Source organism: Acidobacteriota bacterium (assembly GCA_003696075.1).
In the GTDB taxonomy this organism is placed as follows: domain Bacteria; phylum Acidobacteriota; class Polarisedimenticolia; order J045; family J045; genus J045.
On record RFHH01000012.1, the window covers coordinates 1 to 20,328 of the forward strand.

Genomic DNA, 20,328 nt, shown 5'->3' on the forward strand with positions numbered 1-20,328 from the left:
TTCTAGGCCTCCGCCCTCCGGTGCGGAGGCACCGGAGGGCGGAGGCCTAGAAAGGGCGCCGAGCGCGCCCGGGGGGCGACGCGCTCGGCGCCCTCCGCTGGGGCAGGATCGCTCGTACGGCGTGCGCGCCTCGGGATCGAGCGATCCGCCGGTGGGCCGGATCGCGCGGGGAAGACGCCGGCGGGCGGTCGGCGGGACGGATCGGAAGGTGGCCTGGCCCGAGGGTTGGAATCGCCGCTCCGGGCCGAGGACCGGGTGGTGAGGTCCCGCCGCCGGGGAGCGAAGAGAACGGCGGACGCCCGCTCCGCAACCGCTCCTCCCCGGGAACGGACGTCCGCTTCGCCCTTCCCCATCGACGTGCATCCGCCTTCCCGGCGCGGCGAGGCGCCGAAGGAAGGCGAACCCCGCGAGCGGTGCGCATGACGCGCGCTCCCGGCGGGCCGCCGGGCTGAAGGCCGCGCGCCCGCCGTCGGGTCCACCCGGGCGCCGGCAGAGAAAGCGTCTCAAGGCCGGAAGAGCGAACCCGGAATTATTGTCCGGCCTGCTGCACGTGCCGTCAATGATCCATTCGGCGCATCGAGCCGTGTCGCGAGGGTCAGCGATGGCACTTGAAGTGCTCGAACGGCTCCTGGCACGAGCGGCAGACGAGCAGCGACTTGCACGGTGTCGAACCGAACTCGGATCGCACCACCGTTTCCGACGAGCCGCAGGAGGGGCAGGGAACGGGCCCGCGACCCTGTTCCGGCGGCGCGATGCCGTACCGCCGGAGCTTCTCCCGCGCCTCCTGCCCGATCGCGTCGGTGGTCCACGCCGGTGCGTGCACCGTGTTCACCCGAACGGGGGAGAAGCCGCCCGCCTCGAGCACCCGCACGATCTGCTCGCGAATCGGTTCCAGCGCCGGGCAGCCGGAGTAGGTCGGCGTGATGTCGACCTCGACCCCTTCCGGTCCCAGCCGAACCGCGCGGACGATCCCCAGCTCAACGATGTCGAGCACGGGGATCTCGGGATCCGGGATACCGGAAAGAAGCTCCATCACGCGGCCGCGCCGGTCCTCCACCGGATCACCACCGTGCGCCCGGGTGGGAGCGCGCCACGATCTGCATTTCGGCGAGCATGTGGCCGAGATGCTCGGTGTGCCGGCCCCGCCGTCCTCCCGATCGCATGGGCTCGTCGGCCGGCACATCGATGCCGGCTTCGCGCAGGACGCCCGAGACGGTCTCCTCCCACGCTTTCCGGATCGGTGCCGGGTCCGGCGCGATCCCGGCCGCCTGCAGCTCCCGGTCGATGTCGTCCGATTCGAACAGCTCGCCGGTGAAACGCCACAGCTCGCCGACGGCGCGCTGAAGTCTCCGGTGGCTCTCTTCCGTTCCCCCGCCGAGCCGCAGCATCCATTCGCGGCTGTGCCGGAGATGGTAGGCGGCTTCCAGGCGCGCCTTGGCCGCGACGCCGGCCAGCGGGCGGTGGGAAGATGACTCCAGGGCGCTCGCGAGGAGGTGGTCGAACGCGTCGAAGAAGAACTGCCGCGCGATGGTCTGGGCGAAGTCGCCGTTCGGCTGCTCGACCAGGAGACAGTTGGTGAAGTCGATCTCGTCCCGGAAATAGGCCAGATCATCGGCGCTGCGCCCCTTCCCTTCCGCTTCGCCACCCAGCGTCAGGAGGGCCTGTGCCTGGCCGATCAGGTCGAGCGCGATGTTGGTCAGCGCGATGTCTTCCTCGAGGATCGGCCCGTGGCCGCACCACTCCGACAACCGGTGTCCCAGGACCAGCCGGTCATCCCCGAGCCGGATGAGGTAAGCGGCCAGCGCCGCCGTCCCTGTGTCCCGCGCGCTCACTTGGGAGCCTTCCGGCGGGTCACACGGGGGACCCGGTAGAACTGGGGATGACGGTAGACTTTGTCCTCGGCCGGGTCGAAAAACGGTCCGGCGTCGGAAGGACTGGTGGCGGCGATGGCTCCGGACGGTACGACCCAGAGGCTCGCCACCGGCCCCCGCCGCGCGTAGACGTCCCGGGCGTTCTGGAGCGCCATCTCCGGGTCAGGCGCCCTCACGCTGCCCGCATGCTGATGCGGCTCGCCTGTCCGTTCCTGCACGAACACTTCGAAGAGCGTCCACTGAGTGTCCTGCGCGGATCCTTCCTCGCCGTCTTTCCGCATGTCCGTCCCTTAGGGCGCGCTCGCGGCCGGGGCGAGACCCCGCTTCGCGGCGTAGGCCTCGGCCGCCTCCCGCACCCAGCGGCCCTCCTCGTGCGCGGCGCGCCTGGCGGCGAGACGCTCGCGGTTGTACGGCCCGTCGCCGCGAATCACCCGCCAGAACTCGTCCCAGTCGATCGGGCCCGTTTCCCAGTGCCCCGTTTCCTCGTTGAACCGCAGCTCCGGGTCGGGCAGCGTGAGGCCGAGGCGGAGGGCTTGCGGGACCGTGACGTCGACGAACCGCTGCCGCAGCTCGTCGTTGCTCACCGTCTTGACCCGCCAGCGCATCAGTTCGGCGCTGTTCGGCGAGTCGTGATCGGGGGGACCGAACATCATCAGCGTGGGCCACCACCAGCGGTCCACGGCGTCTTGCACCATCCGCCGCTGCGCGGGTGTCCCCTGGGCGAGCGTGGCGACGATCTCGTAGCCCTGCTTGTTGTGGAAGTTCTCCTCCTTGCAGATCCGGATCATCGCCCGGGCGTACGGTCCGTACGAACCCCGCGCGAGCATCGTCTGGTTCATGATCGCCGCCCCGTCGACCAGCCAGCCGATCACGCCCACGTCGGCCCAGGTGAGCGTCGGGTAGTTGAAGATGTTCGAGTACTTGGCGCGTCCCGCGAGGAGCTGCTCGATCAGTTCGGCGCGGTCCACGCCGAGGGTCTCGGCCGCGCTGTAGAGGTACAGGCCGTGACCCGCCTCGTCCTGGACCTTCGCCAGCAGCGCGAGCTTCCGGCGCAGCGAGGGGGCGCGGGTGATCCAGTTCCCCTCGGGGAGCATGCCCACGATCTCCGAGTGCGCATGCTGCGAGATCATCCGGATCAACTGCCGCCGGTAGCGCTCGGGCATCCAGTCCTTCGGTTCGATCTTCTCGCCGGCGTCGATCCTGGCCTGGAAGCTGCGCTCGAGGTCCTTTTCGTCGTGCGGGGTGGTGGGGGCGGGGCTCATGCTCTTCCTCGCGGGCGTCCGCCGGGGCGGCGGGCTTGCCGCCGATTTGACCCGATCCCCGGCTCGATTTCAACGGCGGGGGCGCGGCCCGGCCGCCCGCGTCAGCCGGACTGGACCTCGCGGGAGAACCGGAGCACGGCGGCGAAGATGTCGGCCACCGCCTCGGGGGAAAGCCCGAGTTCCCCGGCCCAAGCGCGGCGGCGGGCCAGCAGCTCCTGCTCGCGCACCGGATCCCGGACGCCCCGCCCGTGTTCCGCCTTGATCGAACGCGCTCGGCGGGCCAGCTCCGCGCGCCGGGCGAGGAGGGAGAGGAGCTCGCGGTCGAGTTCGTCGATCAGCTCCCGCGTCTCGCGGAGCTCCGGCGCCTGCGCGCCAAGGTCCGGGATGTGCAGCGCGGCGTCCTCCTCCCCGCCGGCGGCGCCGGCCGTTTCGAGGTGGGCGTGCACGCGGGACATCGCGTCGAGCAGCGCCTGCCGCGCCTCGGCGGCGTAGGGATTCTCGTTCTCGATGGCGAGGAACAGATGGCTGGCGTCGCTGCGCACCGCCTCGATCGTCCGGGCCATGGCCTGGAAGGACGGAGGCGAGAAGGGAAGACCCTCGCCGGCACCGATGTCGAGGAGACCCTTGGCGACGAAGAAGGCGAGCGCGTGGGAGCGCGCCATCAGGCGGTCGTGCTCGTCCGCATCCTGCTCGACCACCTCGCAGCCGGCGGACTCGTACAGCCGTCGGGCGCGCCGCGCCGCCTCGTCCCCGGGCCGGCGCGGGCAGACGACGACCCGCAGAGGTCGCTCCCCGAGGGCGAGGCTCGACGGCCCGAACAGCGGATGGGTCGCCGCCCAGGCGATCCGCTCGCCCAGCAGCTCGCGCATCGCTTCCATGGGCCGCTTCTTGACGCTGCTGACGTCGATGACGAGATGATCGGAACCGAGCGCGGGCAGAAGCTGCCGGAGCGCCGTCTTCACCGCAGGGACCGGGACGGCGAGGACCAACACGTCGGCGGCCGCGGCGAGCTCCGCGGGTGACGCGGTGCGCCACGGCTCGGGCACCGCCGCCTTCGGGTCGTAGGCGCGCACGCCTCGGCCCGAGCGGGAAAACAGCTCGGCGAGCGCCCGGCCGAAGCGCCCGAAACCGACAAGGCCGACCGTCTCGCGGAAGCGCACCGGGGCCTCAGCGGCGCGCGGCCGGTCCGGCGGCATGCGGTGGACGTCCGCCGCTGCCGGCTCGAAGTGCGGGATCGCGCTGGTGCCGCGTCGCGTTCATGGCGCTCTCCACGGGCGGCACACATTATAGTGAGCTTGCCGATCCCGGCGCGGAGGCTTTCGTGGCGGAACCGCTGCGCATTTCGTTTCACGGCGCCGCCGGCACCGTGACCGGCTCGAAGTTCCTCCTCGAGGCCGCCGGGCGCCGCATCCTGATCGACGCAGGCCTGTTTCAGGGCCGCAAGGACCTCCGTCTTCTCAACTGGTCCGGCCCCGCTTTCGATCCGGCGGCTGTCGATCACGTGCTCCTCACGCATACCCACATCGACCACATCGGTTATCTGCCCCGCCTGGTGAAGCTCGGCCTTTCCGCCCCCGTGCACTGCACGCGCGCCGCCCGGCAGCTCGCGCGGCTGATGCTTCTGGACGCCGCGAAGCTGCAGGAGGAGGATGCGCGCTACGCCAACAAGAAAGGCTTCAGCCGGCACCGCCCCGCCCTGCCGCTCTACCGCACCCGGGACGCCAAGCGCGCGCTCGCCCTCCTCCGGGAAACGCCTTTCCGCCGCCTGGTGCCGCTCGATGGATCGGGAGACCTGTCGGCGATGCTTCACAACGCCGGCCACATTCTCGGCTCGGCGTTCGTGGAGGTTCGCCTGAGGTGGCGGGGGCGGGACGTCAGAATCGTGTTCAGCGGCGACGTGGGCCGATTCGACATTCCACTGCACGTCGATCCGCGGCCGCTTCCGCGTTGTGACCTCCTGGTGATCGAATCGACCTACGGCGACCGCCGTCATACGGCCAGGTCGCTTCTCGAGCAAGTCGGCGGCGCACTGCGCGCGACGCTGAGGCGCGGCGGGATCGTGCTGGTGCCGGCGTTCGCCGTGGGGCGCTCCCAGCAGGTGACATGGATCCTCCGGCGGCTGATGCGCGCCGGGGCCCTGCCCGATGTTCCGATCCACATCGACAGCCCGATGGCGGTCGATGCGACCCGCGTGTACAGCCGTTTTCTCGACCGGGCCAATCTCGACCCCGACGTCTACGAGGACGGCCGCCTCAGGCTGTTCCCGCACCGCGTCTCCTTCCACCGGACACGCGCCGAATCGAAGCGGCTCAACCGCCTCGAAGGACCGCGCGTGATCGTTTCCGCCAGCGGCATGCTGACCGGCGGGAGGGTGCTGCACCACCTGCGCCGCCTCGCCCCCGATCCCCGGAATCTCATCCTCCTGGCCGGGTACCAGGCGGAAGGAACGCGCGGCCGCCGACTGGTCGAGGGTGAGCGCGAGATCAAGGTCCACGGTGAGATGGTTCCGGTGCGCGCCAAGGTGGTTCAGCTCCACGGCCTGTCGGGTCACGCCGATCGCGACGAGCTGGAGCGATGGGTGCGGAGCGCGCCGGTGAAGCCTCGCCTCGCCTTCGTCGTTCACGGCGAGCCGGGGCCGGCGGCGGCGTTCGCGCGCCGTCTGGAGCGGCTCCACGGGATCCCGGCGCACACGCCGGGGCTCGGCGAGACCTTCGACCTCGCCCGCTTCCTGGAGGAAGGCGCCCTCAACCCCGCACCACGAGCAGGGGGACGGTCGTCCGGCGCATCAGACGCTCGGTGACGCGGCCGACGCTCCACAGCTCGCTGCGGCCGCGGCCCTGCGCCGACACCGCGATCAGGTCGGCGCCCGCGGCTTCCGCGCGCTCAAGAAGGGCCGGCGCCACCGCCCCGCCGAGCGTCTCGGTCGAGCAGGCGAGGCCCTCGGAGGCGAACCGCTCGCGCAGTCGCGTCAGGTAGGACTCGGCCCACCGCATGTAGTCCCGTTCCAATCGGAGCAGCGCTTCCACGCCCGCCCGCGCCAGCTCCCCGAAGTCGGGCGCCACGTGGACGAGCACGATCTCCGCGCGGGCCGCGCGGGCGAGCTCGCCCGCCGCCGCCGCCGCGGCCTCCGCCTCCGGCGATCCGTCGAGGGGGACGAGCACCCGCCGGAGCGACCAGGCGGCGCAGGGGGTCGCCGCGGGCACCAGGAGCACCGGCACCTTGGCAGCCCGCAGCACGCGGTCGGCCACGCTCCCCGGGCGCTCGCCCCGCGACCCCGAGGCCCCGCGCGAGGCGAGGACCAGGAGCGTGTCCCGTTCCGCCCCGGCCACGTCGAGGATGACCTCCGCGGGCGGGCCCTCGGCGACCTCGAGAACGACCTCGGCGCCGGTGTCCTCGAACCGTTCGGCCACCCGTTCCAGGTAGGCGGCTGCGGTCGCGCGGGCCTGCTCCCTGAGCGCCCCGACCGCCTCGAGCACGACGGGCCCGGGGACGACCGCTTCCAGATCGCCGCTCATCAGCGGCTCGGGCGCCGGCGGCTCGGGTGCGCTCACGAGGACGAGCCGAGGGCGCGCATCGCGAGACAGGAGCTCGATCAAGTGACGCGCGACGGGCAGCGCGGTCTCGGCGGTTTCCGACCCGTCGAGCGCGACGACCAGCCGGCGGACGGGATCACTCATCTGCCGGCCCTCCGCCATCCACGTCCCTTTTTCTGGCGAAGACGCGGAATCGCCCGATCCGCCTCTCCTCCACGTAGTCCCGGAAGACGATCCGGCGCAGCTCGGGAAAGCGGAGCAGTTGACGCCAGGAGTCCTCCGGTTCGAAACCGTTGCGGTCGCCGGTGCCCACGAGGATGTAGGCGGGCGGGTCCCGCCGCAACCGCTCCAGGAAGGCGCGCCGCCGCTCCCGATACGAGCCGAAGCGGCGGGAGAGCGGCGCGTCGGTCAGCAACAGATGGTGGAAGGGGAAGCGCGTGACCGGATGCCGGCCGGAGAGGAAGTACACACCGGGTGACAGGCCCCAAACGAGGATCCCGTCCTCCGGTGCCGTGCGCGCGGCCACGTAGGCCGCGGCCGCCTCCTCGTCCGCCGGGGAGAACGGCCCGCTCTCCAGCCGGCGGAGGTAGGACACCCGCGGCAGTTTCCCGGCGGCGGCCTCCGCATCGAGCCCGTAGCTCGTGGCCCAGGCGCGGGCGCTGGAGATCCCCAGCAGGGCGAGGCCGGCCAGGCCGGCGCCGGCCAGCCAGCGCCGCCGGCCCTCCGCCCCCCGGACGGCCTCGGCGAGCGCCGCGATCCCGTGCGCAGCGCCGAGCGCAAGGGGTGGAGCGAGGAGGAGGAAGTGATAGCCCGCCAGCTGCCGCTGCCCGAGCACCGCCGCCGCCGAGAGGAGTTGCCACGACGCGAGCCAGACGCCGCGCACCGGATCGCGGACCAGAAGGAGCGCCGCCCCGAAGGGACCCGCGAGCGCAGCCACCGGCGCGGCGCGGAACAGCGTCCGCGCGAACCGGGGGAAGAGGTCGGCCCAGCTCGACCCTCCGCCGATCACCGCCGCGTAGTGGCGGTTGTAGACGACCGCCGCGCGCCAGAGCTCGCCCGCCGCGCCGTGGGCGGCAAACCACGCCGCGGCCGCAGCCAGCGGTACGGCGGCGCCCGCCACCATCAGGAGGACGAGAACCGCGAACCTCCGCGGCTGGCGCCCGACCGCCCAGCCGCACGGCCAGGCCGCGAGCAATGCCAGGGCGGGGAGCTTGTACAGCCCGGCGACGCCGGTCATGAGGCCGCAGGCGAACGCGGCACCGGTTCTCCGGGACGTCCGGAGAGCGGCCCACCCGGCGGCGATCACCGGCAAGGCGAGGAACTCCTCCGCCTGCGCGCGCGACCAGTACCCGCCCCACCCGGGTGACCAGAGCAGGGCGAGGAGGAAAGCGGCGGCGAGCGTCCCGCGGCCCCGCCCGCCCGCGGCCCTCCCGAGCAGAAAGGCGGCCGCCATCGACGCGGCGAGCCAGAGCGCCTCGAAAAGCCAGATGGCCCCCGTGTGCGGCCCGAACAGCGCGAACGCCAGCGGGTAGGTGTACAGGGCCAAAGGCGGCTTGCTGTCCCACATGTCGCGGTAGGGAAGGACCTCCGCCCCCGCCCAGCGCCCGAAGCAGGCGAACAGCCCTTGGTCCATGCCGAGCGGTTCCACGGCGCGTACGCGGCAGAGCCAGACGAAGACGACGGCGAGCCCGGCGAGACCCGCGATTCCGGCGATCGCGCCGAGACGGCTGCGGTGACGGCTCGGTTCCGCTCGCCGCGCCACCGGCTCCCCCGCTGTCAGCCGCCGTAGAGGGAGTCGATCACGTCACGGAACTTCTCTTCGATGACGCGCCTTTTGACCTTCAGCGTCGGCGTGAGCTCACCCGATTCGATGGAGAAGGGCCGGTCGAGCAGCGCGAACTTCTTGATCTGCTCGTAGCGCGGCAGGTGGACGTTCACCTCGTCGATGGCCCGCTGGAAAGCTTCTCGAATGCGCGGATCGTCGAGCAGTCGGCGGCGGTCGCCCGTCTCCAGACCGAGCTCGGCGGCGAGCTTCTCGAGCTCCTCGAAATCGGGGACGATCAGCGCGACGACATATTTCCGCCGGTCGCCGATCAGCGCGGCCTCCGCGATGTACTTGTTCAGCTTGAGCCGGTTCTCGGTGGGCTGGGGGGCGATGTTCTTCCCGCCCGCCGTCACGATGATGTCCTTCTTTCTGTCGGTGATGTACAGGAAGCCGTCCTCGTCGAGACGGCCGATGTCGCCGGTGTGGAACCAGCCGTCCACCAGAACCTCGGCCGTCGCCTCGGGCTTGTTGTAGTACCCCTTCATCACCGAGCGGCTTCGCGTCAGGATCTCGCCGTCCTCGGCAATGCGCACCTCGACATTGGGGATCGGGGGGCCGACGCTGCCGAAACGAAGGCGCTCCGGAGTGTTGACGCTGATCACGGGAGAGGTTTCCGTCAGGCCGTACCCCTCCAGGATGGTCAGCCCGGCGGAATAGAAAAACTCGGCGATCTCCTTGGAAAGCGGCGCACCCCCGGAGGCGAAGAAGCGGATCCTCCCGCCGGTGCGAGCCCTCAGTTTGGCGAAGACCAGCGCGTCGGCGAGCTTGTGCTGCATGCGCAGACCGAGGCCCAGGGGCTTCCCGGACAGCTTCCGGGCGACGACCTCCCGCCCGACCTCCTTGGCCCACGCGAAGATCCGGCGTTTGGCCGGGCTCCCCGCCGCCGCCATCGACATCACGCGTGCGTAGATCTTCTCGTACAGGCGCGGCACGGACACGACCACCGTCGGCCGCACTTCGAGCATGTTCTGCGGGACCGCCTCGATCGACTCGGCATAGTTGATCTGGACGCCCCGATGGACCATGAAGTAGTAGCCGACGGTGCGCTCGAAAACGTGGGACAGCGGCAGGAACGACAGGCAGGAATCGGAAGGGCCGATCTCCACCACGTGGCCGATGTTGAGCACGTTCTGCACGAGATTGTCGTGCGTGAGCATCACGCCCTTCGGGTCGCCGGTGGTGCCGCTGGTGTAGATGATCGTGGCGAGGTCGTCCCTGACCACCCGGCCGGCGCGCTCGTCGTAGTCCTGGGGATGCTCCCCGATGCGCACCTGACCGAGCTGTTCGAGCTTGGGCAGCGGGAGGAGCCCGGCGCGGTCGACCGGATCGAAGGTGACGATGTGTTCCAGGGAGGGAACGCGCTCCCGGACAGACAGCAGCTTCTCCGCCTGCTCGCGGGTCGAGCAAAAGGCGACCCGGGGCCCCGAGTCGCGAAGGATGTACGCGATCTGTTCCGGCAGGAGTGTCGGGTAGATCGGCACGTCCACGGCGGCCGCACCGAGGACGGCCATGTCGGCGATCGCCCACTCGAGGCGGTTTTCGCTGAGGATCGCCACCCGGTCGCCCGGTTGGACCCCGAGCGAGACGAGTCCCTGGCTCGCGCGGCGCACCCGCTCGCCGAACTCCGCGCTCGAGACCTCTTGCCACCTCCCCTCCCGCTTGAACCGGAACATGTCCGGGCGCGGGCGGTTGGCCAGGGCATCGCGCAGCAGGTCGTTCAGCGTCTCGATGGCTCCGCTGGACAACGGTTCCCTCCCGCCGGACCGCCGGGGCCGGCCGGCGCGGGCGATTATGCACGATGCGCCGCCGGGGCCGGCGAGGGCGCTGGTTGCCGCAGCGCGGCAAAGGGTCTATCTTCGCCATGCCGCAAAGCGGCACGGGCCGGCCGGGGGCCGCCCCGGTGAGCGGCATGGCTTGTTCGATTCTGTTCGCCGATTGACGGCCCGGCCGACGCGCCAACCCGGGGTGGCGGCGCCGCGGGCCGGTTTTGACGCTCTGCGACAAACCCCGTAAGCCGGGCCCCGTGCCGGCCGACAAGAAAGGTGGCCATGACGAAGGACAACGGCAGGCTCGCGATCGTCGACGGGGTGAGAACCCCGTTCACCCGTTTCGGCACGGACCTCGCCGCTCTGACCGCGGTCGACCTCGGGCGGATCGCCGTGTCGGCCCTTCTCGCCCGCACCGGCCTCGACCCGGCCGCGATCGACGAGGTGATTCTCGGCTGCGTGGGGCAGCCAGCCGACGCGGCGAACATCGCGCGCGTGGTGGCGCTCCAAGCGGGGATCCCGCGCCATGTCCCGGCGGTCACCGTGCACCGCAATTGCGCCTCGGGGATGGAGTCGATCACCCAGGCCTACGAAAGGATGGTCTCGGGGTCGGGCGAGGTGTTCGTCGTCGGCGGCACCGAGAGCATGTCCCAGATTCCGCTCCTGTATCGGCCCAGCGCCGTGAGGAAGTTCACCCGCCTCCAACGCGCCAAGACGTTCGGGCAGCGGTTGTCGGCGCTCCTATCGTTTCGCCCCTCCGACTTTTCCCCCCTCGTGGGGCTCCAGCTCGGCCTGACCGACCCCGTTTCGGGGCTCAACATGGGGCAGACGGCGGAAGTGCTGGCACGCGAGTGGCGGATCAGCCGGGAGGAGCAGGACCGCTTCTCGCTGCGCTCGCATCTCCGGGCCGCAGCGGCGCGGAAGAAACTGGCCGAGGAGATCTGTCCGGTCCACCTGCCGCCGAAGTTCGACAAGGTCGTCGACCGGGACAACGGCGTGCGGGAAGGACAGACCCTCGAGGCGCTGGCCAAGCTGAAGCCGGTGTTCGACCGGCGCTACGGCACCGTCACCGCCGGGAATTCGTCCCAGATCACCGACGGAGCGGTGGCCCTGCTCGTGATGAGCGAGCGGCGGGCGGCCGAGCTCGGATATGAGCCTCTCGGGTTCCTCACCGGTTACGCCTATTCCGGATGCGACCCGAAGCGGATGGGCCTGGGTCCCGTGCACGCCATCGCGAAAGCGGAGCGCCGGCTCGGTCTGACCCCGGCCGATGCCGACGTGATCGAAATCAACGAGGCGTTCGCCGCCCAGGTGCTGGCCGTCCTCAAGGCGCTCGAGTCGGCCGAGTACGCGCGGAAGCTGGGGCGGGACGAGCCGTTCGGCCCGATCGACGAGGAGAAGCTCAACGTCAACGGAGGTGCGGTCGCCCTGGGCCATCCGGTCGGTTCCTCCGGCGCCCGGCTGGTCCTGACCGCCCTCAAGGAGCTGCAGCGGCGCGGGGGGCGGCGCGCGCTGGCCACCCTGTGCGTCGGCGGCGGGCAGGGCGCCGCCCTGTGGCTGGAGCGGTGACCATGGCGACCGACGAGATGCGTGAAGCGGTGCGATTCGAGCGCGACGAGCAGGGCGTGTGCGTGGTCACCTTCGACCGGCCCGGCTCGAGCGCCAACGTTTTCGACAGCGGAACCCTGAACCGCCTCGAGGAAATCCTCGACGGGATCGCGGCGGACCCGGGGGTTCGCGCCGTGGTGTTCCGCAGCGCCAAGCCGGCCATCTTCGTGGCCGGCGCCGACGTCCACGAGCTGCAGCGCGTGCGGTCCGAGGAAGAGCTGGCCGCGATCGTCGAGCGCGGCCAGCGTGTCTTCGCCAAGGTCGCGCAGCTGCGGGCGAGGACGGTGGCGGCGATCCACGGCGCCTGCCTGGGTGGGGGGTGCGAGCTGGCCCTCGCCTGCGACGTTCGCGTCGCCTCCGACAGCTCGAAGACGAAGATCGGCTTGCCCGAGGTGATGCTCGGGATCATCCCGGCATGGGGCGGATCGACGCGACTCCCACGGCTGATCGGCCTCCCGGCGGCACTCGACATGATCCTTGGCGGCAAGCGCCTGTCGGCCAAACAGGCACGGCGCCGCGGACTCGTGGACGAAGTCGCCCCGAAGGAGCTTCTGCTCGACGTCGCCCGGAGGTGGGCGGCGAAGCCCCTGCCGAAGCGGAAGAGCTACACGCTGACGAACAACTTCGTCGCCGCGCGCCTGATCGGGCGCAAGGCCCGCGCCGCCGTGCTCCGGAAGACGAGAGGTCACTACCCGGCGCCCCTGGCCGCGATCGATGTCGTGACGCGCGGCGTCGCCCGATCGGTCGAGCGGTCGCTGGAGCTGGAGCGCGCCGCCGTCCTCGAACTGGCGCGGACGGAGGCATGCCGCAACCAGATGAGCCTCTTCCTGCTCCAGGAGCGGGCCAAGCACCTCGCCCCGTCCGACGCGCTGCCGGGCGGCGGCGACACCGGACTCGACGCGATCCCGCACGGGGTCGGCGCCACGGCGGTGGTGGGGGCCGGCGTGATGGGCTCGGGAATCGCCCAGTGGCTGAGCGCCCGCGGGCACCGCGTCATTCTGCGCGATATCGACGACCGGGCGCTGCTCCGCGGGATGCGCAACATCGCCCGCGTGTACGAGCAGGCGGTGAAGCGGCACGTCTTCGACCGGATCACCGCTCGGGACGGCCTGTATCGCATCACCCCCACCGCGAAGGAGGTGCCCCTGCGCGGCGTCGACCTGGTGATCGAGGCGGCAGTGGAGGATCTCGAGCTGAAACGCAGGATCTTCGCCCGCTTGGAGCAGCTCGCGAGGCCCGACACGATCCTGGCCACCAACACGTCGGCGCTGCCGATCACCGAGATCGCGTCAGGGCTCGAGCATCCCGAGCGCGTCGTCGGCCTGCACTTCTTCAATCCCGTCCACCGGATGCAGCTCGTGGAGATCGTTCTGGGACGGGAGACGTCGCCGGAAGTCGCCGCCCGGGCCCTCCGGTTCGTCCAGTCGATCGGAAAGCTGCCCATCGTGGTCACCGACAGCCCGGGCTTCGCGGTCAACCGGATTCTGATGCCCTACTTGCTGGAGGCCGGACACCTGTTCGCCGGCGGTGCCAGCATCACCGCGATCGACGAGGCGATGCTGGACTTCGGCATGCCGATGGGGCCGCTGCGCCTGCTGGACGAAGTCGGCATCGATGTCGCCGGCCATGTCGGGGACCATGTGGGCCGCTGCTTCGGGGAGCGCATGCCGGTTCCCGAACTGCTCGGCCGGATGATCGAGGCGGGCATGATCGGGCGCAAGGCGGGTCAGGGATTCTACGTTTACGAGGGCAAGGGACGGCCGCGGCCGAACCCGGCCGCCGCGGAGCTGGCCTCCACGGGCCGCGGAGCGGGGCTGACCACGGCGGAGATGCAGGAGCGGATGGTGCTCCTGATGCTCAACGAGGCAGCGCGCTGCATCGAAGAGGGAATCGTGGCGGCCCCGGAGGACGTCGACCTCGGCATGGTCATGGGCACCGGGTTCGCGCCCTTCCGGGGCGGACCGCTGCGCTATCTGGACGCGCTCGGTGCGGCCGAGGTCGTGCGCCGCCTGGAGCGGTGGGCCGGCGACGAGCCGGAGCGGTTCGCGCCGTGCGAACTCCTGCGCCGGATGGCCCAGGACGGCGGGAGGTTCTACGCGAGCTGACGGCGAACCGCGGGCCGCGGCCGCATCACCAGGAGGCGGCGCTGCGGGCCCGCTCGAGGACACAGGATGAGCACACCGAAGACGGAGCCACCCCCCACCAGCGGAACGCGGGACGAGCACTCCCACCTCGACACGCTCGACACGTCGAAGATGAGCGCCGGAAAGGCCGCAGCCCTGGAGCTGGCGGAGGAGGCGCGCGAGGAGCTGCGGGAGTACACGACCTTCGCCGGGTCGCTCTTCATGGGACGCGTGCGCTGGCCTCTCGTCGTGCCCTTTCCCGGACAGAGTGAAGAGGACCGTGCCGCCGGGGACGCTTTTCTCGCGCGCCTCGAGGAGCTGCTGCGGACGAAGGTCGACCCGGACGAGATCGACCGGACGGGCGAGATACCGCAGGAGGTGATCGACGAGCTGGCCGCGATCGGGGCGTTCGGGATCAAGGTGCCGCGCGAGTACGGCGGGCTCGGCCTGTCCCAGACGAACTACTCGCGGGCCGCCGTTCTCCTGGGGAGCTACTGCGGCAACGTGACCGCTCTCCTCTCCGCGCACCAGTCGATCGGTGTGCCCCAGCCGCTCCTGCTCTTCGGCTCCGAGGAGCAGAAGCGCAAGTTCCTGCCGAAGGTGGCCGGCGGCGCGATCTCGGGCTTTGCGCTGACCGAGGTGAAAGTGGGCTCGGATCCCGCCCGCATGGAGACGACGGCCACGCCGACGGAGGACGGCCGCCACTTCGTCATCAACGGCGAGAAGCTCTGGTGCACCAATGGGACCCGCGCGGACTACGTCATCGTCATGGCGAAGACCCCCCCGAAGGTCATCCGCGGCAAGGAGCGCGACCAGGTCACCGCGTTCGTCGTCGACATGAAATCGCCGGGCGTGAGCATCCCCCACCGCTGCCGGTTCATGGGGCTCCGGGCGCTCTACAACGCGGTGATCAGGTTCGAGAACGTGAAGGTGCCGCGCGAGAACATCGTCCTCGGCGAGGGCAAGGGCATGCGGGTCGCGCTGACGACCCTCAATACCGGGCGGCTCACCCTTCCCGCCGCCTGCGTCGGGCTCGCCAAGCGATGCCTGGGCATCGCGCGGGAGTGGTCCAACGAGCGGGAGCAGTGGGGGGCGACCATCGGCAAGCACGGCGCGATCGCCGACAAGATCGCGGGTATGGCTTCCACCCTGTTCGCCATGGAGGCGATGACGTTCCTCACCTCCGGGCTGGTCGATCGGAAGTCGTCCGACATCCGCCTCGAGGCGGCGATGTGCAAGATGTGGTGCACCGAGGCGGCCTGGAGAATCGCGGACGAGACGCTTCAGATCCGCGGGGGGAGGGGCTTCGAAACAGCCCAGTCCCTCGAGGCTCGCGGCGAGAAACCGGTGCCCATGGAGCGGATTCTGCGCGACAACCGGATCAACCTGATCTTCGAGGGCTCGAGCGAGATCATGCGGCTGTTCATCGCCCGCGAGGCGCTCGATCCTCACCTCAAGATCGCCGGCAAGGTCCTCAACAGCCGCCTGCCCGCCAGCGCCCGTCTCGCCGCCGCTGGCCGCTCGGCGCTGTTCTACGCCGGCTGGTACCCGCGGCAGTGGCTGCCGTTCGGCGGTGTCCCCGCCGACCTCGACGGTCCCCTCGCCAGGCACGCGCGCTACGTCGTCCGAACCTCCCGCCGGCTCGCGCGGAAGCTGTTCCACGCGATGATGTCGCATGGGCCGCGCCTCGAACGGGAGCAGATGCTCCTGGCGAGGTTCGTGGAGATCGGGACCGAGCTGTTCGCGATCGCCGCCACCGTGTCGTACGCCCAGCACCGGCTGCGCCAGGGCGCCCCTCGTGACGAGGTGCTGGCGCTGGCCGACCTGTTCTTCCGGGGTGCCCGGCGGCGGATCGCGGAAAGGTTCCGCGGGATCCGCGACAACGACGACGGGAGGCGGTACCGCCTGGCGCAGCGGATCCTCGACGACGACTACCGGTTCCTCGAAAAGGGGATCGTGGGCGACCTCTGATCCCCTGGGGGCGACCTGGTGGTCGTGCGGGAAGGCCGGTTGCTTCGCCGCTCGCGATCGGCGAAAACAGAGGCTCTCCCGCCGGCGCGCGGCGGCCCCCCGGCGCCCGCGCCCGGCGATGGAGGGCGTGGATTGCGAGAGCACCGGGAAAAGCAGCTCGGTCAGCTGTCGGCGACCGCGATTTGCGGGAACGACATCACCTCGTCGACGCTGTACGTGTCGGCGCTGGCGATCCTCTACGCCGGGCACCTGGCGCCGGTGGCCCTCCTGCTCGTGGCCGGCGTGCTCTACCTGTTCCGGTCGATCTATGCCGAGGTCGTCGGCGCCCTTCCGCTGAACGGAGGGGCCTACAACGCCCTCCTCAACACCACGAGCAAGTTCCGGGCCTCGATCGCGGCCTGCCTGACCATCCTCTCCTACATGGCCACGGCAGTGATCTCGGCGAGCGAGGCGATGCACTACGCACACGCCCTGTGGGACGCTCTGCCGGTCATACCGGCCACGGTCGCGTTGCTGGCGGCCTTCATGAGCCTGACGATTCTCGGCATCACGGAGTCGGCAGCGGTGGCGGTCGTCATCTTTCTCTTTCATCTGACGACGCTCACCGCGCTCGGTGTCGTCGGAGCGGCCTACGTGATCCAGCATGGGACCTCCGTTCTGACGGCGAACCTTGCGGTCCCGACCCAGTACGGGCTGGCGAAGTCGCTCTTCTTCGGCTTTTCGGCCGCCATGCTCGGCATCTCGGGCTTCGAATCCTCGGCCAACTTCGTGGAGGAACAGGCCCCGGGCGTCTTTCCCAAGACGCTCCGGAACATGTGGATCGCGGTGTCGATCTTCAATCCGGGGATGGCGCTGCTGGCCCTGGCGCTGGTGCCGGTGTCGGTCGTCCCGGATCACAAGGAGGCGCTGCTCGCGCACATGGGCACGATCGCCGGCGGACCCTGGCTCGGCCGGCTCGTTTCCGTCGACGCCGCCCTGGTGCTGAGCGGCGCCGTGCTCACGAGCTTCGTCGGGGTCAACGGCCTGGTGGGCCGGATGACGCTGGACCGTTGCCTGCCGCAGTTCCTGCTGAAGAGGAATCGGCGGGGGACGACGCACCGGATCATCATCGGTTTCTTCCTGCTGTGCGTTTCGATCCTCTTCATCACGCACGGTGAGCTGAGGACGCTCGCAGGGGTCTACACGATCTCGTTCCTTTCGGTCATGGCGCTCTTCGCCGTCGGCAACATCCTGCTGAAGGTCAAGCGTTCCCAGCTTCCCCGTGACCACCGTGCGTCCTGGCCCGGCGTGCTTCTCGCGATCGCCGCCGTCGGCGCCGGCATCGTCGGGAACGTGATGCTCAATCCGGCCTACGTGTGGGTGTTCCTCGAGTATTTCGTGCCGACGGTCTTGATCGTGGTCATCATGCTCGAGCGCATCTCGATCCTGCGGTTGCTCCTTTTCCTGGTGAGAAGCCTCAGCGCCACGATCGCCGGGACCATGAAGCGCCTCAGCCAGAAGATCCGGGAGAAGATCGACGAGATCAACAGCCAGGAGGTGGTGTTCTTCACCCGCGGCGACAATATCGCCAATCTCAACATGGTGATGCGTTACGTGCAGGAGAACGAGCACACCAACCGGCTGAAGATCGTGATCGTCGTCAAGGACGAAAGCGAGATCCCGCCGCGGCTGTCCGACGATCTCGATTTCCTCGATGAAGCGTATCCGGACATCAAGATCGACTTCGTCGTCGTTCACGGGGAGTTCGGCCCGGAGATCATCCGGAAGCTCTCGCGTGAGTGGAACATTCCGACGAACTTCATGTTTATCGGTTCGCCGGGCTCGCGCTTCCCCTATCGTCTCTCCGACCTGGGAGGTGTGCGGCTCATCATCTGAGCGCGCCCGGGGGCGCTGATCACCCACAGGGATCCGGCAAGAACCAGGACGGCGGCGCCGATGGCGGCCGGCCCCAGCTCGGCGGGATCGACGCCGAGTTCCGCGGCGAGAATCCCCGAGGCGTTGTGCAGGGCATGCCAGAGGACGGCCGGAAAGAGCGAACCGGTCGCGACCGTCACCCAGGCCAGCAGCGTGCCGAGCACGGCCGTGGGGAAGATCCGCCACAACGAGGTGTGGAACACTCCGAACACGATCCCGGATGCGAGGCACGCAGCCACGGGCGAGAGCCGGCGCCGGAGCCCCCACAGGAGAACGCCGCGGAACAGCAGTTCTTCGAAGATGGCGGGCAGGACGGCGAGCATCGGGATCAACTGCCAGCGCGGCACTCCCTCCGGGAGGAGGGCCTCCTGGAAGGCGCGGAGCATCGCCTCGGGAACGGGAAGCACGCGGCTGGCGAGGCGGAACAGCGAGCCGATCACCACGACGCCCGCGGGCGCGCCGGCGATCGCCGCGATCCAGACGGAAAGGCCCGGCCGCGAGGGCCCGAGGATCTCGCGCCACGGCAGGCGGTAGTGGGCGATCGCGGCCAAGGAGGCGCCGCCGAACAGGAGGACAACGTTCAGCAGGAGCTGCAGCCGCACGTCCGTGTCCGGGGACACGTTGAGCGACACGAGCAGGAAGATCCCCCAGAGAACCGCGACGAAGGACGGCACGCGACGCGCGAAGAGCGCAGGGCCGCCGCCGATGTCGGCCTCGTCGGTGGCCGTGGGGCTGATCAGCCGTTCGTTGGAAAGCGCCCTCGCGGCGAGCCGGGCCGCGACGAAGGCCGATGCGCCCATGACCGCCGCGGTCACCGCCAGCATCGGCCAGTCCACGCGTCCGGTCATGATCTCCTTGACGGCCACTCCGACGTTGGCCAGCGGGACGATCACGATCGCCGAGCGGAGCCGGATCTCGGGGAGAACGGCCACCAGCGGTGGGGCGACGGCGATGAGCTGGAGGGGCATGAGGTAGAGCTGCGCCTCCTTGTAGGTGCGGGCGAGGCCGGATACGAGGAGCAGGAGGGCCGACAGCAGGGCCGCTGTCGGCACGAACAGAACCACCAGCAGGAAGACGCGTCCGGGCGGGAGCGCCTCGACGAGACCCTCCGGCAGCGAAAGCAGGCCGAAGCTCACGTAGACCAAGAGGTTGCCGAGGTTGATGAGCGTGACGGTGAGAGCGGCGGCCAGGATCAGCAGGAGCTTGGCGCCGACGATCTCGCGGCGGGTGGCAGCGGTGGTCAGCAGCGTTTCGAGCGTTCCGCGCTCTTTTTCCCCGGCGAGAGAGTCGACGGCGACCGCCGCCCCGCCGCTGAGAACGAGGAACACGAAGATCGCGGTGAGAAACCGGCCGAGCAGCGAACCGGCCGCCCGCCCCTCGCCCGCCACGTCGCGCGCTTCGAGGGGGAACAGCTCCCCGAGATCGAGATCCACGCCGCGGTCACGGAGGAGCCGCTCCCGCCACCGGTCCCTGCCGGCTTCGAGCGCTCGCTCCACCCGGCGGGCGCCGAGGTTGCTGCGCTGCCGGTTTCCAACGAAGTGGATCCGGAACAAGGCCCGCCCGGGCTGAACGCTCTTGCCTTCCGGTGCCGGCCGTCCCGCCGCCGCATCCTTCCCCGCGCCGCCCTCGAGAGGCCCGCCGGGACGAAGCGCCTCGACATAGGCGTCGATCCTCTCGCCTCGGAGGGCCTCCTCGGGATCGGCGGCCTCCACCAGCTCCACACCACCGCCCGCCTCCGTCTCCGCGGCCAGCGCGAGGAGGTTCCGCGCCAGCTCGGCCATGGGGCCCGCCACCGCCACGCGGCAGACCTGCCGCTCCGCCCGCTCGCGCTGGCGTCTTTCGTTGAGCTGCGTGAACCAGAAAACGAGCGGGAACAGGATGAGCGGCAGCACGACCGCGAAGAAGATCGTCCGCCGGTCCCGCAGGAAGGATCTCGCTTCGTGGCGGAACAGGAGGAGGACCCGCCCCGGGTCGGCCGGAACACGCGGCAGGCGGTTCACGTCCGCGCGGCCCTCCGGCCCGCCTCCTCGGGGCGGACATAGTGCACGAAGATGTCCTCGAGATAGTGCTTTCCCGTCGTCCGGCGGTGTCCTTCGAGGGTGTCACAGGCGAGGATGCGGCCCCGGTGGATGATCGCGATCCGGTCGCAGAGCTTCTCCGCCTCGCTCATGATGTGCGTGCTGAAGAGGATCGTCTTGCCCTCGCCGCGCATCTCGGTGATCAGATCGAGCATCTCCATGGCGTTGAGGATGTCGAGGCCGACGGTGGGTTCGTCGAAGATGAGCAGCGGCGGGTCGTGCGCGACGGTTCGGGCGATCGAGACCTTCTGTTTCATACCGCTGGAGAGCGTGTAGTGCCTCGCATCGGCGAAATCCCCCAGGCCGAAGCGCTCGATGAGCGACTCGACGCGTTGCCGCACCCGGCTGCGCGGGAAGCCGTTGACGAGGGCGAAGAA

Annotated in this window: 15 protein-coding genes; 5 read left to right on the forward strand and 10 right to left on the reverse strand. The window is 70.3% G+C overall.

Features of this window, described 5'->3' with window-relative positions:
- Nucleotides 1–595 precede the first annotated feature (595 nt).
- The 5 genes from paaJ to D6718_00560 form a co-directional block, all read right to left on the reverse strand.
- Nucleotides 596–1,033: a phenylacetate-CoA oxygenase subunit PaaJ gene (gene paaJ, locus D6718_00540; protein ID RMG49002.1), complete on the reverse strand. Its 438-nt coding sequence runs from the start codon at nt 1,031–1,033 to the stop codon at nt 596–598.
- A 28-nt stretch (nt 1,034–1,061) separates the two neighbouring features.
- Nucleotides 1,062–1,832 carry a phenylacetate-CoA oxygenase subunit PaaI gene (gene paaI, locus D6718_00545; protein ID RMG49003.1) on the reverse strand — a complete coding sequence of 257 codons (771 nt, stop codon included), beginning with the start codon at nt 1,830–1,832 and terminating at the stop codon, nt 1,062–1,064.
- Nucleotides 1,829–2,152 (reverse strand): 1,2-phenylacetyl-CoA epoxidase subunit B, encoded by a 324-nt coding sequence (locus tag D6718_00550; GenBank protein ID RMG49004.1) that lies wholly within the window; start codon nt 2,150–2,152, stop codon nt 1,829–1,831. Before D6718_00550 ends, paaI begins: the two co-directional genes overlap by 4 nt.
- A 9-nt stretch (nt 2,153–2,161) precedes the next feature.
- Nucleotides 2,162–3,133 (reverse strand): 1,2-phenylacetyl-CoA epoxidase subunit A, encoded by a 972-nt coding sequence (locus tag D6718_00555; protein ID RMG49005.1) that lies wholly within the window; start codon nt 3,131–3,133, stop codon nt 2,162–2,164.
- Between the two features lie 101 nt (nt 3,134–3,234).
- Complete coding sequence (locus D6718_00560; GenBank protein RMG49006.1) at nt 3,235–4,329, reverse strand: prephenate dehydrogenase/arogenate dehydrogenase family protein; 1,095 nt, start codon at nt 4,327–4,329, stop codon at nt 3,235–3,237.
- Nucleotides 4,330–4,391: 62 nt separating this feature from the next.
- Between D6718_00560 and D6718_00565 the strand changes: the two genes are divergently transcribed.
- Nucleotides 4,392–5,933 carry an MBL fold metallo-hydrolase gene (locus D6718_00565; protein ID RMG49007.1) on the forward strand — a complete coding sequence of 514 codons (1,542 nt, stop codon included), beginning with the start codon at nt 4,392–4,394 and terminating at the stop codon, nt 5,931–5,933.
- Here D6718_00565 and D6718_00570 read toward each other — a convergent pair.
- From D6718_00570 to D6718_00580, 3 genes are all read right to left on the reverse strand, one after another.
- Nucleotides 5,878–6,828, reverse strand: a complete 951-nt coding sequence (locus D6718_00570) for a universal stress protein (GenBank protein ID RMG49008.1) — start codon at nt 6,826–6,828, stop codon at nt 5,878–5,880. The genes D6718_00565 and D6718_00570 overlap by 56 nt on opposite strands.
- Complete coding sequence (locus D6718_00575; GenBank protein ID RMG49009.1) at nt 6,803–8,299, reverse strand: hypothetical protein; 1,497 nt, start codon at nt 8,297–8,299, stop codon at nt 6,803–6,805. The genes D6718_00570 and D6718_00575 overlap by 26 nt, the downstream gene beginning before the upstream one ends.
- A 143-nt stretch (nt 8,300–8,442) precedes the next feature.
- The gene (locus D6718_00580; GenBank protein ID RMG49014.1) at nt 8,443–10,164 is read right to left on the reverse strand and encodes a long-chain fatty acid--CoA ligase; all 1,722 of its coding nucleotides are present in this window, start codon (nt 10,162–10,164) and stop codon (nt 8,443–8,445) included.
- A gap of 375 nt (nt 10,165–10,539) precedes the next feature.
- On the opposite strand from D6718_00580, the gene D6718_00585 reads away from it, so the two are divergent.
- The 4 genes from D6718_00585 (at nt 10,540) to D6718_00600 (ending at nt 17,834) form a co-directional block, all read left to right on the forward strand.
- On the forward strand, nt 10,540–11,826 hold the full coding sequence (locus D6718_00585) for a thiolase family protein (protein RMG49010.1): 1,287 nt from the start codon (nt 10,540–10,542) through the stop codon (nt 11,824–11,826).
- 2 nt (nt 11,827–11,828) lie between these two features.
- On the forward strand, nt 11,829–13,970 hold the full coding sequence (gene fadJ / locus D6718_00590) for a fatty acid oxidation complex subunit alpha FadJ (protein RMG49011.1): 2,142 nt from the start codon (nt 11,829–11,831) through the stop codon (nt 13,968–13,970).
- Between the two features lie 150 nt (nt 13,971–14,120).
- Nucleotides 14,121–15,959, forward strand: coding sequence for a DNA polymerase II (locus D6718_00595; protein RMG49015.1), 1,839 nt, complete (start codon nt 14,121–14,123; stop codon nt 15,957–15,959).
- A 165-nt stretch (nt 15,960–16,124) separates the two neighbouring features.
- Nucleotides 16,125–17,834 carry an APC family permease gene (locus D6718_00600; GenBank protein ID RMG49016.1) on the forward strand — a complete coding sequence of 570 codons (1,710 nt, stop codon included), beginning with the start codon at nt 16,125–16,127 and terminating at the stop codon, nt 17,832–17,834.
- Here the strand turns inward: D6718_00600 and D6718_00605 are convergent.
- Both D6718_00605 and D6718_00610 read right to left on the reverse strand, forming a co-directional pair.
- Complete coding sequence (locus D6718_00605; protein ID RMG49012.1) at nt 17,792–19,873, reverse strand: CPBP family intramembrane metalloprotease; 2,082 nt, start codon at nt 19,871–19,873, stop codon at nt 17,792–17,794. The genes D6718_00600 and D6718_00605 overlap by 43 nt on opposite strands.
- A partial coding sequence (locus tag D6718_00610; GenBank protein RMG49013.1) for an ABC transporter ATP-binding protein occupies nt 19,870–20,328 on the reverse strand: 459 nt, incomplete at its 5' end. The genes D6718_00605 and D6718_00610, both read right to left, overlap by 4 nt.

What these genes read in the sequence shown, in the direction of transcription:
- paaJ (RMG49002.1), bottom strand. Translation starts at nt 1,033, where the DNA reads ATGGAGCTTCTTTCCGGTATCCCGGATCCCGAGATCCCCGTGCTCGAC.
- D6718_00550 (RMG49004.1), bottom strand. Translation starts at nt 2,152, where the DNA reads ATGCGGAAAGACGGCGAGGAAGGATCCGCGCAGGACACTCAGTGGACG.
- D6718_00555 (RMG49005.1), bottom strand. Translation starts at nt 3,133, where the DNA reads ATGAGCCCCGCCCCCACCACCCCGCACGACGAAAAGGACCTCGAGCGC.
- D6718_00560 (RMG49006.1), bottom strand. Translation starts at nt 4,329, where the DNA reads ATGCCGCCGGACCGGCCGCGCGCCGCTGAGGCCCCGGTGCGCTTCCGC.
- D6718_00565 (RMG49007.1), top strand. Translation starts at nt 4,392, where the DNA reads ATGGCGCTCTCCACGGGCGGCACACATTATAGTGAGCTTGCCGATCCC.
- D6718_00570 (RMG49008.1), bottom strand. Translation starts at nt 6,828, where the DNA reads ATGGCGGAGGGCCGGCAGATGAGTGATCCCGTCCGCCGGCTGGTCGTC.
- D6718_00575 (RMG49009.1), bottom strand. Translation starts at nt 8,299, where the DNA reads ATGGACCAAGGGCTGTTCGCCTGCTTCGGGCGCTGGGCGGGGGCGGAG.
- D6718_00580 (RMG49014.1), bottom strand. Translation starts at nt 10,164, where the DNA reads ATGTTCCGGTTCAAGCGGGAGGGGAGGTGGCAAGAGGTCTCGAGCGCG.
- D6718_00585 (RMG49010.1), top strand. Translation starts at nt 10,540, where the DNA reads ATGACGAAGGACAACGGCAGGCTCGCGATCGTCGACGGGGTGAGAACC.
- fadJ (RMG49011.1), top strand. Translation starts at nt 11,829, where the DNA reads ATGGCGACCGACGAGATGCGTGAAGCGGTGCGATTCGAGCGCGACGAG.
- D6718_00595 (RMG49015.1), top strand. Translation starts at nt 14,121, where the DNA reads ATGAGCGCCGGAAAGGCCGCAGCCCTGGAGCTGGCGGAGGAGGCGCGC.